This window comes from Paenibacillus sp. J22FR5, from assembly GCF_059691975.1.
Map to the genome: position 1 here is coordinate 68,375 of NZ_JCAUAN010000011.1, position 13,150 is coordinate 81,524.

General features: G+C 45.8%; 14 protein-coding genes. 1 reads left to right on the plus strand and 13 read right to left on the minus strand.

What is annotated here, in order from left to right; genetic code table 11:
- Positions 1-24: 24 nt before the first annotated feature.
- The 5 genes from AC58P7_RS16260 to AC58P7_RS16280 all read right to left on the minus strand — a co-directional run bounded on the left by AC58P7_RS16260 (position 25) and on the right by AC58P7_RS16280 (position 5,379).
- Entirely contained in the window at positions 25-1,374 is a 1,350-nt protein-coding gene (locus AC58P7_RS16260; RefSeq protein WP_497344561.1) for a LysM peptidoglycan-binding domain-containing protein, read from the minus strand.
- A gap of 242 nt (positions 1,375-1,616) precedes the next feature.
- Positions 1,617-2,483: a prephenate dehydratase gene (pheA, locus tag AC58P7_RS16265; protein ID WP_497344563.1), complete on the minus strand. Its 867-nt coding sequence runs from the start codon at positions 2,481-2,483 to the stop codon at positions 1,617-1,619.
- On the minus strand, positions 2,480-3,457 hold the full coding sequence (gene thrB / locus AC58P7_RS16270; protein WP_497344744.1) for a homoserine kinase: 978 nt from the start codon (positions 3,455-3,457) through the stop codon (positions 2,480-2,482). The genes pheA and thrB overlap by 4 nt, the downstream gene beginning before the upstream one ends.
- Before the next feature lie 153 nt (positions 3,458-3,610).
- Positions 3,611-4,897 carry a homoserine dehydrogenase gene (locus AC58P7_RS16275; protein ID WP_497344565.1) on the minus strand — a complete coding sequence of 429 codons (1,287 nt, stop codon included), beginning with the start codon at positions 4,895-4,897 and terminating at the stop codon, positions 3,611-3,613.
- Between the two features lie 29 nt (positions 4,898-4,926).
- On the minus strand, positions 4,927-5,379 hold the full coding sequence (locus AC58P7_RS16280; protein ID WP_497344745.1) for an ACT domain-containing protein: 453 nt from the start codon (positions 5,377-5,379) through the stop codon (positions 4,927-4,929).
- Positions 5,380-5,575: 196 nt separating this feature from the next.
- On the opposite strand from AC58P7_RS16280, the gene AC58P7_RS16285 reads away from it, so the two are divergent.
- On the plus strand, positions 5,576-6,085 hold the full coding sequence (locus tag AC58P7_RS16285; protein WP_497344567.1) for an NUDIX domain-containing protein: 510 nt from the start codon (positions 5,576-5,578) through the stop codon (positions 6,083-6,085).
- 83 nt (positions 6,086-6,168) lie between these two features.
- On the opposite strand, the gene AC58P7_RS16290 is transcribed toward AC58P7_RS16285, so the two are convergent.
- The 8 genes from AC58P7_RS16290 to AC58P7_RS16325 all read right to left on the minus strand — a co-directional run bounded on the left by AC58P7_RS16290 (position 6,169) and on the right by AC58P7_RS16325 (position 13,137).
- A complete protein-coding gene (locus AC58P7_RS16290; RefSeq protein ID WP_497344569.1) occupies positions 6,169-7,149 on the minus strand; it encodes a C40 family peptidase in 981 nt (326 codons plus the stop codon).
- 162 nt (positions 7,150-7,311) lie between these two features.
- Entirely contained in the window at positions 7,312-8,385 is a 1,074-nt protein-coding gene (locus AC58P7_RS16295; RefSeq protein WP_497344570.1) for an anthranilate phosphoribosyltransferase, read from the minus strand.
- Between the two features lie 174 nt (positions 8,386-8,559).
- Complete coding sequence (gene obgE / locus AC58P7_RS16300) at positions 8,560-9,861, minus strand: GTPase ObgE (RefSeq protein ID WP_497344572.1); 1,302 nt, start codon at positions 9,859-9,861, stop codon at positions 8,560-8,562.
- A gap of 15 nt (positions 9,862-9,876) precedes the next feature.
- Positions 9,877-10,632: a Spo0B domain-containing protein gene (locus AC58P7_RS16305; RefSeq protein ID WP_497344573.1), complete on the minus strand. Its 756-nt coding sequence runs from the start codon at positions 10,630-10,632 to the stop codon at positions 9,877-9,879.
- A gap of 190 nt (positions 10,633-10,822) precedes the next feature.
- Complete coding sequence (gene rpmA, locus AC58P7_RS16310) at positions 10,823-11,137, minus strand: 50S ribosomal protein L27 (protein WP_497344575.1); 315 nt, start codon at positions 11,135-11,137, stop codon at positions 10,823-10,825.
- A gap of 4 nt (positions 11,138-11,141) precedes the next feature.
- The gene (locus AC58P7_RS16315) at positions 11,142-11,495 is read right to left on the minus strand and encodes a ribosomal-processing cysteine protease Prp (RefSeq protein ID WP_497344576.1); all 354 of its coding nucleotides are present in this window, start codon (positions 11,493-11,495) and stop codon (positions 11,142-11,144) included.
- 11 nt (positions 11,496-11,506) lie between these two features.
- Complete coding sequence (gene rplU / locus AC58P7_RS16320; protein ID WP_028555793.1) at positions 11,507-11,818, minus strand: 50S ribosomal protein L21; 312 nt, start codon at positions 11,816-11,818, stop codon at positions 11,507-11,509.
- 155 nt (positions 11,819-11,973) lie between these two features.
- Positions 11,974-13,137: an Rne/Rng family ribonuclease gene (locus tag AC58P7_RS16325; RefSeq protein WP_497344578.1), complete on the minus strand. Its 1,164-nt coding sequence runs from the start codon at positions 13,135-13,137 to the stop codon at positions 11,974-11,976.
- Between the last annotated feature and the right edge of the window lie 13 nt (positions 13,138-13,150).

Consider the following 13,150-nt stretch of genomic DNA (forward strand, 5'->3'; position numbering starts at 1 on the left):
GGTTAGAGGCTTCTTTTTTGTATACTAGAAATTAATCCATGGGCTATTTGGTTTGCTCGTTTCGTGTTTCTCTGTAGATCTTTCTTGTTGCTGTAGGAAGGAACTCAACGCTGAAGCGCCTGACAGCTTTACTTTACGCGTTGATCGACTTGTACTCGACTTCGGTTTATTCGCTTTTTGCTTATCGCGAATGTCAATTTCAAACTCCTCTAACGTATCCGAAACCTTCTTGAGCTCATGCGTTTGCACTTGAGGCAAAAGAGATGATTCATAAGGAGTATGCTGCCCGGCACCTGGATATGGAATACCGTAAGGATCATGCTGCCCGGTACCTGCATATGGAATACCGTAAGGATCATGCTGCTCGGCACCTGCATATGGAATACCATAAGGATCATTCTGATAAGCATAGTGCTGTGCCATTGGATGATCGTAAGGCATAGGCGGTGGATAAAAAGCAGGCAAGGTCGTCATGTCGTGTGGCATATTGTCCCAAGGATTGCCCATAGGGACATTTGAATAATGTGCTGGATAGGTCATCCAAGGCTGCTCGTTGATGGCAGGACCGCCGCACCCGCACCCCTCATCGACTACCGACACTGGTTCCATCATCGTTGGAAGCGGCTCACACGGCTCTTCTTGATATGGGGAATATGCTGGGTACGTCATCGCCTCGTGCTGCTGCTCTGGATAAGCGAATACCTCAGTGGCTGTAATATGAAATTGTTGAAATGGATGTACCGCTTGCCCATAAGGCTCATGAAGCCCAGGGCCTTCCATGACTGGTGCAGGAATGACGGGTGAAGCCATTGGCATTGGCATTGGCGCCTGCCCAGGTGCTGCAGGCACGGTTTCCCCTGTAGACAATGGAGGGGCTTCAACAGCTGGCATTTGCGGACTTGGAATAATCGGCTGTTGATAGGCATTTGCTGGCGGCATTGGTTCTATCATGGGAACTGGAGCAAACGGCGCAGTAGACACCTTAGATGTTGTGTGGTGCATATGATGCTGGTTAGCATCCGTGTGACCATGTCCGTGTTGCATTTTGGGGACATAGACAACATCCCCCGTCATAAGAACATTTGGATTCTTCAGATGTGCATTTGCCTTAATCATCCCTTGCAATGGCACATCCCACGCTTTGCCAAGCTTCCACAAGCTGTCACCTTGCTGAACGACGTGTTTGTAGACATAATCAGATGCAGGTGGATCTACATGCTTCGGCACTGAAGGTATCTTCACTTTCATCCCAATCTCAATCACATTCGGGTCGGCTATTTGCGGATTGAGTGCGATAATCTGATCTAGGGTGGTTTGGTATTTTTTCGCGAGCTCGTACAGGGAATCGCCTTTTTTGACAATATGGATTTTCAAAACCCTACCTCCTTAAAGTTTTCTTCAGAAAACTGACTTCATAAGCATCAACTTAGCGTTTTTCGATAGAAAAACTGGTTTCGTAAGCATCTCCTTCGCGTATCTCTTCCAATCGCCATCAACTTGGCCGCGTCAGTATTCGCTTATTCACAATAATGATATTACAGTTTATGCGCGATTCTAGGCTTTTGCCCCTGTCGCACAAAAAAAATCCCTCGCGTCATAAACGCAAGGGATTCCCATTAAGAACTGGTATATGAATAGCTTGGATAACAGCCCAAAATTCGAACCTGGCACCCAATGGCTTCAATTTCTTGAATAGCCGAAGGCAGTAGGACAGAGTCCATATTGCCGACAATATCGATATAGAAATAATAATTGCCAAGCTTCTTCTTTGTCGGCTTCGATTCAATCTTCGAAAGGTTGATTCTCCGCCAAGCAAAAGCTGAGAGCACCTGATGCAGCGCACCCGGATAATCCTCAGGCAGTGTTACCAAAATCGTTGTTTTCATATCGTCAGATGACTTTAATTCTGAAGCTTCCTTACCTACAAGCAAGAAGCGCGTCATGTTATCTTTGTGATCCTGAATCTCCCGCTGCAGCATGGGAACGCCATAGTTGGCCGAGGCAATGGCCGTACCAATCGCAGCAACCGTTGGATCTTGCAACGTTGATACGATACGTACACCTTCAGCCGTTGAGCTGACTTGTTCAAACTCAGCCTCACGAAGATATTGCTTCATAAATTGGTTGCATTGCGCAGGAACAACTTGATGCGACAACACTTTGCGAATATGCTGATATGGATTCGAGGCATCAACTTCAATATCGGAACTCGGGTATCCAATCAGATTCATATCGATAGGAAACACCCATTCTGCTCGAATCGGAAGATCAACTTCATGAACGAGCCAGTCCACGTGCAGATGTACAGAGCCCTCAAGTGTATTCTCAATCGGTATAACACTCAAGTCAGTTTCACCCGATGCCGTTGCATTAAAAACCTCAGAAATCAGCTTATATGACACGTACTCAAAGCTTTCACCTAGAAAATGACGCGTAGCTTCTTCTGAAAATGTACTTGGTCCAAGAATGGCAACTCGCTTCATGCAAGCACCTCTTTATCTACCAAGGAAAGAAGCCCTTCATCCCCGCTATTAAGCTCCATGGTTGTCACACCTTCTTGGCTTGGCTTCAGCCAAAGGAGCTGGGCTTCCATGCCTTCCTTCGCCAACGTACTGTGAAGGAACGCCTCCAACTCCGCTTTCTTCTCACTGCGTGAATCCACGAGCGCAAGCATCGTTGGTCCCGCCCCGCTTAAAGCTACACCAAGTGCGCCATGATGCTCACACTCATCCAGCAATGTCTTCATACCAGGAATGAGCGCTGCGCGGTAAGGTTGATGCAAGCGATCCTTCATCGCATGACGGATCATGTCAAGATTGCCTGTACTAAGCGCAGCAACAAGCAAGGAGGAGTGGCTGAGATTGAACACGGCATCCTTCATCGTGACATGCTGCGGCATAACGCCTCTCGCCTTTTCTGTTGATAGTTGGAAGGCGGGGATCGCTACCAGCACCTCCAAGTTGCAATCTGGCTCAATTCGAATAGATTCGGCCTTCACCTCGTCCCAGAATGCAACGACGATGCCACCGTACAAGCTTGCACCTACGTTGTCAGGGTGCTTCTCCAGACGGGAAGCGATTTGAAACAGCTCATAGGTTGAGAATCGATTCCCAATAAGGGCATTCGCTCCAGCAAGTGCACCTACAATAGCAGAGGCACTGCTTCCTAAACCACGTGTAAGCGGAATTTCACTATACATGGAAATCTCAAGCTCAGGGTGTGAAACACCCGCTTTATCAAAAACCATTTGAGCGACCTTATAGATTAAATTCGACTTATCCGTAGGAATTCCACTCATCTGATCGCCAATCAATTGAATTTTTGTCTGATCAGAGATCGCCATATCAATCCAAGCATATAAGTTCAAGGCCATCCCCAGTGAGTCAAAGCCGGGACCTAAATTTGCCGTGCTTGCCGGTACTTTCACTCTTACCTTTTGTTCTGTCTTGTAGCTCATTTCGAAATTGCGCCTCTCTTCACTCAAAATAAACGGATACGCCGCCCTTTCAGGACGTGAGCGTTTATCCAGAAATTTAGCCAATTTTTCATGTGAAACATATCAATTCTATCATTTGATTTTGCCGCAACGAAGCAGCTCCTGGTCCGATTTCTAGCCTTCTACACGATACACGCTCTTAATCGCGTGAATAACGTCCATGGATCTGAATTGATTCAATACATTTTTCATACTAGCTTGATTCGCATCATGCGTAATAATGATGATTTCAGCCTTTGGATTCGATTTATTCGGATGCTGGAATACGGATTCCAAGCTAACTTCATGCTCAGCGAAAATTTGTGTAATTTGGGCGAGCACGCCTGCTTTATCTTCAACATGAAGTAAGATGAAGTTTTTGGATGCAATTTGCTCGTCTGTTTTAAGCTTCTTCTCTTTGTAAGGAGCTTGAACCGTACGTCCATTAATGCCTAGCTTCAAATTACGTACGACTGCTACCAAGTCAGCTACAACGGAAGTAGCCGTTGGCAGCTCGCCTGCACCTGCGCCGTAGAACATCGTTTCACCAACTGCTTCACCGGTTACGTAAACGGCATTGAATACGCCGTTAACGGATGCTAATGGATGCGAATTTTTAACCATAGTCGGTTGTACGCTGACGGAGATATGACCATCATGATTCTCAGCAATACCAAGAAGCTTCACTTCATAGCCTAACTTCTTACCGTACCCAATATCTTCCTTCGTCACCTTGGAAATACCCTTCGCTTCAACATCGCCCAATGCGACATTCGCATGAAAACCTAGCGTCGATAAGATCGTCATTTTACGAGCAGCATCTAAGCCTTCAACATCGGATGTCGGGTCTGCTTCCGCATAGCCCAATTCCTGTGCTTCTTTCAGCACATCGGCATACGCCGCGCCTTCTTGACTCATTTTAGTCAAAATGTAGTTCGTCGTTCCGTTCACAATCCCCATAATCTTCGTGATGCGATCGGAGGAGAAGCCTTCCACAAGCGCACGAATAATTGGAATTCCGCCTGCAACGCTCGCCTCATAAAAGACATCACAATTATTTTCAGCCGCTTTGGCTAGAATTTCAGCACCATGCATCGCCATAAGATCCTTATTGGCCGTGATGATGTGCTTACCATTTCCAAGCGCTGTTAGAATGTGGGCCTTCGTTGCTTCCACGCCACCCATCACTTCAACGACGATATCGATGTCACTATCGCCAATAACGTCCCACACGTTCTCTGTCAGCTTCTCTGCATCTACAGAAATGTTGCGGTGCTTGGATTTATCTTGAACAAGGATTTTGGCAATTTCAATGGCAGAACCTGTTTGACGCTGCAAATCTTCTTGATGTCCTTCCACGATACGGACTACACCTGTTCCTACAGTACCTAAACCTAGTAAACCAACCTTGATGGGTTTCATTTCATTTACCTCCTGAATGATGTGCTATCTTAACTGCCTTGACCGATGACCATGGCACGCTTGACTCCGTCTTGTGCTCCTAAGCGATCTACGATTTCCCGAATCTCATCACCCATGGATGAAATTTCTAGTGAAATAACGACGTTCGCCATACCTTGCAGTGGAATCGTCTGATGGATGGTCAATACATTGCCATCCAAATTTGCGATGAGTGCGAGTACGCGGGACAATATCCCAGACCGATGTTCTAAATCCATCGAAATCGTAATAATTCGCTCGCGTTCCAGCTTACTGAGTGGATGAATGCCATCCTTATACTTATAGAAGGCGCTACGGCTCAGCCCAACTTGCTCTACGGCGTCGTGAATCGTCTTGACCTCACCACGTGCAAGTAACTCTTTGGCCTGTGCTGTCTTTAGAACACCTTCTGGAAGAATATCCTCACGGACTAAGTAGTACCTCTCAGGTCCGATGTGCTTCATGGTTGGAAGAAACTCTTTGCTCTCCGGCACCTTACTACCGTCCTCTCCAAAAAGACTAATGTTTCTCTATAGAGGACATTATATCGAAACATGCCTTGTGAAGCAATAGGCAAAATACATCCAAGCATTCGCCTTTTGCAGCCCCCTCCCTTTCTATGATAAGCTGAGACAGAATTCAAAGGGAGGGGACCTCTCCATGATTACATTACGTATGATTTCTACCGCACTCCTATGGAACGAACATGACCAGCTTCTTATGATGAAACGCGCGTTAACCCGCACGCTCTCGCCAGGCTTATGGGCCGCTATTGGCGGTCATCTCGAGCCTCATGAAATTAGCCAACCAAGAACCGCCTGCCTGCGGGAAATATGGGAAGAAACAGGCATTGAGCAGGATGAAATTCAAGACTTACGTCTGCAATACGTCTTACTTCGGCTCAATGGCCAAGAAATACGTCAGCAATTTTTCTATGTAGGCAAGACGAATGTGGTTCCACGCATCGTTACCTCTGAAGGCGATCTGTATTGGATTCCTAGAGCGACTGTCTTAGACCGACCTATGCCTTATATTTTCCGCTGTTTACTCGAACATTATTTCACCGTCGGCCCAACATCTCATCCATGGGTAGGTTCAGCGGGAATCCATTCAGAAACGTATTCACCTACAATTCATTGGAATCCCTTATTAGATCCACTGCAAATTTAACTGATGGTACTGAAAAGAGCAGGCAACGAATTCTCGTTGTCTGCTCTTTATTTGCCATTGGTTATAGTAGTTCTATAGCCGTATTATAGGGCACTGCCTCCGAATAGGAAGCGGTATTCCCAGTGTCGATTCGCAATGGAATCAATTCGGACACCGCCACTTTCTTTCGAGTAGGTCGATAAGATTTGACCATTACCTAAATAGATAGCCACATGTGTAATCGTTTGTGTAGACTTATTTATACCCGCGTAATTGGATTGTGCCGTTCCTTTATAGGACATAAAGAACATGAGGTCGCCAACCTTTAGGTTATGCCAGTCGGTGACATTGTGCCCAAGAGATTTCACATACGCACCTTGACCTCTAGAGTCTGTCGGCAGATTCAGTCCAATACCGTCTAAGAATGCCTGATGTACAAAATCAGAACAATCGAACGTAGACGTGTTATCACGACTGGACCCGTATTCATATGGTGTTCCTAAGTACTTTTTGCCTGCCGCAATCACTTTTTGAATCTTTTCACTCGTTGTCCCCCCCGTGTTAGTTCCAGGAGATGTTGCTACAGCGGAGGTTGTAATGTATGTAGGGCTTGCACTAACGTAACCTTCGCGGCCATCTGAAGCTTTGACTTTATACCAATAGGCATTTACTTTCTGAAGGATCTGTACGGTTTCACCAGCTTTCAGATATCGGATCCGTGTCGAGTTCTGATCAGCTGCCGTTCGGAAGCTCACACTAGCAACGATGCGTCCTGTTCCCGACGCTGGCGTAGTGGTTTGACCGCTTGCTTGAATGTACTTAGCACTCGTAGAGACATAACCGATTTGCCCATTAGTTACTTGAATTTTATACCAGTAGGCATTCACTTTCTCTATGATGGAGACAGGCTCCCCAGCTTTTAAATAGCGGATACGGGCTGAATTCTCGTCGGGGCTTTGTCGAAAACTTACACTGCTAACAACTTCACCAGTGGTTGCAGCAGACGCTGCTTTAGGTAATGGGACTGTAACAGCACCAAATATGAGAGATGGGACAAGTGCAAAAGCGAGTAATTGTTTCTTCATGTTGTAATCCTCCCAGCGTTTTGTACGTACGAATCACAATGACACTAGTAAATGGTAACATATCCATTGATTAAGTTTTAGCTGTAACATCTACCAATTGCGCGACCCCCACAAAAAAAAGCCCCCCATTTGCTGCTGAGAACCAGCATCATGGTAAGGCCTTCATCCGATTTTCGTTGAGGAATCATCGCTGTCTGCAGGATCCTGCAGCATCCAATGCTGACTCTGATCGATCCATCGCTGCATGATTTTTTGTGCTTCTTTACGTTGCAGCAAATCTCTTGCAAGCTGAAAACCTTCCTCATAACTGTCTACCTTATCAAACCATTTTAACCTTAAACCCGTATTGAAAATAACATGATCACGCTCGCGTTTTACATCAATGCCATCCTCACCAGCAATAATTCGTTTCACCATAATGATTTGATCCTCTTTCGTGAGGGAAGGCATGGGGGTGCTTGTGAATCCAAATTTCTGCGGCTCAACAACACGAGACTCATCCCCCCATGGTGTCACAATCCGAATCGTACTATTCTCATAAAGGGGTAAATCCTCAGAACCATCAATTCCGCTAACGATATAGGCTTGTTGAAAACCAGAGCGGATCGAAATTGGAATCAGGGACTCCATGGCCTTACGCTGATGCACACCAATAATGAGATTCGTCGAAAGCACAGGGTTCAAAACTCTCTCTATGGTATCAACCACCGTTCGTATACCGAGTTGTTCTCTGACCTGCTTCAGTCGCCCGATCGGCGGACACAGCTGCTCCGTAGGAAGAAAACCGATATGCAGACGGCTTATCATCGATTGCCAAGCCTTCCTAGAAAGATGCAAACACACACCAAAGCTTTCTACGATTTCCTTGAGTGCTATCCCTTGCCGTGACGGAAGCGCCTCACCACCGTGCATCACCTGTGTGAACCCCACCGATGCGAGCAATAGGCTAACTGGCAGGGTGATTGGAAATCGTTTCCGTCCTTCCGTTGGCCCTGTTGAATTAAGCGAATTCGGCTGAGTATGGTAATGTAAGGAGTAGCCGCGATACACATCGATAAAAGCCATCAATTCCTCATCTGCTTCCCCTTTCATACATAATGCCATTAAGAATGCCGCACACTGTGCATCTGTCGATTCCCCCTTCGCCATTTGGTTAGCAGCTTCCACAGCCTCATCGTACGTCAAATTCCGCATACGAGTGGGATCAGAACCCATCGCTTGAATCCATCTCTTCATCGCAACTCCTCCTTCCAGCATATTGAATGATGAATTTATGTTATATTTACTTACATTAAATATCCTTTATATACAAAATGGTAATGCTTTTAATCAAAGATGTCAAGTATTGTGACATTAAACAAACCTAGATAAAAAAAAGCACCTATCCTATAGGATAAGTGCCTCTTATTCTTAATGTTTCTCGTCAAACTCGAAATCAAAATCACCGATTTGAATCGTCTGTCCATGAACAGCGCCACGTTTACGCAACTCGTCATCAATGCCCATGTTACGTAAAATACGAGCAAAACGCGCTATCCCATCTTGCGTAGTGAAATTCGTCCGTTTGATCAATTTCTCAATCGACGGGCTCTCAATAATGAATACATCATTGTCACGACGAATCGTGAAATCATTCTCTTCGCGTTTCTCAAAGCGATATACTTTACGCTCTTCGGTTTCAGCTACTCCCTCAACTTCAGGAGCGTTAGGAATACTTTCTACGATATCCGAAATTTTATACAGCAGTTCCTGAACACCGCCGCGCGTCAAAGCTGAAATCGGATAGACTTCAAACTCCTTACCATCTGCAGCTAACTGCTCTTTGAACAGCGCTAAATTATCTTCGGACTCCGGCATATCCATCTTGTTGGCAACAACGATCTGTGGACGTTGCTCCAGCTTTGCATTATAGAGCTTGATTTCCTCATTAATTTTGATGAAATCCTCATAAGGATCGCGTCCGTCCGCAGCCGACATATCCACGACATGCACGATCACTCGCGTCCGTTCTACGTGACGCAGGAACTCATGACCAAGCCCTACACCTTCATGTGCACCTTCGATCAAACCTGGTAGATCCGCCATTACAAAGCTGCGGCCGTCGCCAACATCAACGACACCTAGGTTCGGGGTCAATGTTGTAAAGTGATACGCGGCAATCTTCGGTTTCGCAGCCGAAACGACGGACAATAACGTAGATTTACCCACACTCGGGAAACCAACTAATCCAACATCAGCCATGACCTTCATTTCAAGGATAACCCAACGTTCTACGCCTTCTTCACCGTTCTCAGCAATCTCAGGAGCCGTCACTCGTGCTGTTGCGAAGCGCGTATTTCCTCTTCCGCCTCGGCCACCCTTAGCAACGACAACCTCTTGCCCATGACGAGTCAAGTCAGCAATCACTTCTTGCGTATCATCATCAATAATCGTCGTTCCTGGCGGGATACGAACAATCATATCTTCCGAATTGGCGCCATGCATCGATTTGTTGCGGCCTTTCTCGCCGCGTTCCGCCTTAAAGTGCTTCTGATAGCGGAAATCCATTAACGTACGTAAACCCTCGTCTACACGGAAAACAACATCTCCGCCGTTACCTCCGTCACCACCAGCAGGTCCGCCCTCTGGCACATACTTCTCACGGCGGAAAGCAACTAACCCATCACCACCGTCGCCACCTTTTACAAAAACCTTCGCCTTATCAACAAACATTTCTACACCTCAACTTTATATATGAAACGGCAATCGCAATGTGATACCTGCTTCTTCTTCATGCCATTCATCATTTTCAAGCGAAAACTGTGACACTTTGGATGAAAAACGTGCTAAAACTGATTGCTCAAGTTGCTCCCGATTGTAGGGGCCTTGATATACAAAATCAAGCAGTAAGCTATCTTCTTGCGTATCAAACTCCAAGCTGAGTGTGCCACTTTCCCCAACATCGAATGCCGTGTTTTCTTGGATACAAGCAACCATTTGACGAACTAATCGTTCGATCAATCCATCTTGAATAGGGAGTTGTCCAAGATTAATTTCTTGTTCGACCTCCACATTCAGTTCTAAAGTTTTGGACTGAACACGGAATTGAAGCAAGTAAGCAATGAAAGATGGGATCCCCAGCTTGGAGAGATTGCTTTCCTGCTGCATAGTCATTTTTATTTTTTCCATATATGGTCTTAAATTATCAAACTTCTTCATTTGAATGTAACCAAATAAAATTTGGGTATCATTCATCCAATCATGCCGCAAGCGATTTACTACGGCAATCAGCTTAAGATGATCGTCTTGTTCTTGCTGTTTCAGCTTAGAAAGCCACTTTTCTTCTGTTCGACTTGCTTCCAACTTCCAAGCCGCATACCCACTTATTACAATGATTAGTAGAAATGCCATTTTGATGATCCAGGGTTCTGTAACCAACATGCCTGTCAATCCTATGAGCACAAGTGCTAATAAATAGACTTGCGCGCTGCCTAATCGCTTCATTCTTCGTTCGCCCCGTTCTCCCAGCTTTATAACCGTTCATCCAGTATATCATGCTGGTTGGAAAACTTCACCAAACAAACGAGAAAACCTCTGCCCTCGACCATCCGAAATGAGTGATCACGGTTAGAGGTTTTCCATGCATTTTGAGAAAAAATCCCTGGATGAACTTGTCGCTCACCAGGGATTCTAATTACGCTTCTAGAGCTGCAGCTACTGGAGCTACATCAACTGGGTATACGCTCACTTTTTTGCGATCGCGGCCAAAACGTTCGAATTTCACTACGCCTTGTACCAAAGCGAAAAGTGTATCATCAGAACCGATACCTACGTTCGTTCCTGGGTGAATTTTCGTACCGCGTTGACGGTAGAGAATGCTTCCAGCAGTAACAGTTTGACCGTCAGCACGTTTAGCGCCAAGGCGCTTAGAGTGCGAGTCACGACCGTTCTTTGTGGAACCTACCCCTTTTTTGGAAGCGAATAATTGGAGATCCAATTTCAAAAACATGGTGTTATCCTCCTTTGTGATAGATTGTTTCAATCGTTATATAGTCACCGTAAGTTTGTTCAATCGTTTGTAACATAACGACCATCGATTCTATAATCAACTGTACTTGATCCCAAGTTTCAGGCATGTTGCGTGCACTATCTGGAATGGTTACATCCAGCAGTCCTGGCTCCATTTCGTGAATAGGAATCACACCGGTTAAAGATTCTATCGAATTGCAAGTACCAACGGAAATCGCTGATACCGCGGCGCAGACCAAGTCTTTGCCAGGCACGTCATATTCAGCATGGCCTTCCACTACAAAAGAAAGGATTTGAGGTGACTCCGGTGCAAGACGTTCTATGGTCACGTAGATCATAGGCTTGTCTCTTACGCTTGGATTTTCTCAACTACTACTCTTGTGTACGGTTGACGATGACCTTGCTTTTTGTGATAGTTCTTTTTCGGTTTGTACTTATAAACGATGACTTTTGCGCCTTTGCCGTGTTTTTCCACTTTCGCGGAAACTGAAGCACCTGCAACCAATGGAGCACCTACTACTAGGCCATCTTCTTTGGAAACCAAGAACACACGATCAAAAGAAACAACCTCACCCTCAGCAGCGTTCAATTTCTCGATGTAAAGAACATCGCCCTCTTGAACTTTGTACTGTTTACCACCTGTTTCAATAATTGCGTACATTTTCATTACCTCCTCATGTCTCAGACTCGCCTTGTGCAGGTGACGGAATGGATCCAATCCCTTCGCGTACTTCGACCTGTTTCGTGCGGTTACAGCATGCCTAAACAACACACTCCGAGTATTATATCACATTTATATTTTCATATGCAAACCTTTTATTTGCGTTTCCGGGTCATTTCCAGCAATCCAAGCTTAGTCCAACCAACGATTGTCGTCTTGGAGCGATCCTTACGAACAGCTTCTGCCATGCTCGCCATAACCTTCGCACGATTGTCTTCCGCATGCATATCAATGAAATCGACGATAATAATGCCTCTAAGATTACGCAGTCGCAAAAGTCTAGGAATCTCAACAGCTGCTTCCCGATTAATATCGGTAACGGTCTGCTCTAAATCTATAGAACCCGTGTATCTTCCCGTATTCACATCAATAACCGTCAACGCCTCTGTTTGATCGATGATTAAATATCCGCCGCTAGGCAGCCAGATTTTACGACGAAAGCTTTGGTTCAGCTCTTCCGTAACTCCAAAATGATCGAACATAGGTGTTCTGCGATCGTAGAAAGCGACGCGGCCTCGCCAGCTCGGCTGCTGCATACGCAATAGTACTCGCATCTCTTCATAGACCTTGTTATTGCTCATCCATACTTCTTGAACCTCATCGGATATCACATCACGAGCTAGCTTCGGCAGCAAATCGAGGTCTTGGTAGAGCTGTGCGGGAACATGAGTCTCTTCCTGTTTTGCCTGAATCGTACTCCATATATCACGTAAGTTTTGCAAATCATCCCGAATCGCTTCTTCGCTTTGACCTGTCGCACCTGTGCGAATGATAACACCTTCACCTGGCAAAAGGTTACCTTCCGCAAGCTGTTTTAGACGCTGTCGCTCAGCTTCTAGGTCAATTTTACGTGAGATTGCAATATAATCTGCTTCCGGCATATAAACAATCCATCGACCCGGAATGGAAACGTGCGTAGTTACTCTTGCCCCTTTGGTTCCCTGTGGATCTTTGCTCACTTGCACCATCAACATCTGCCCAACTTCAGCAATCTCCGTAATGGAAGGTTTGATCTTAGGCTGCTTGTCTATATGAACAGGGAGGAGATCGTCTATATAAAGAAAGGCATTCTTCGCAAGTCCGATATCGACGAATGCCGCTTGCATGCCAGGAAGTACGTTCACGATGCGGCCCATGTAGATGCTGCCTGCACGTTGCGATTCGAGCGGATACTGCGTATCATATTCCACAAGGCGACCATCCTCTAGCAATGCCGCTTGAGTAAGCTCGGGTGCGCAGTGAATTATCAGTTGCTTCATACACGTTCACCTC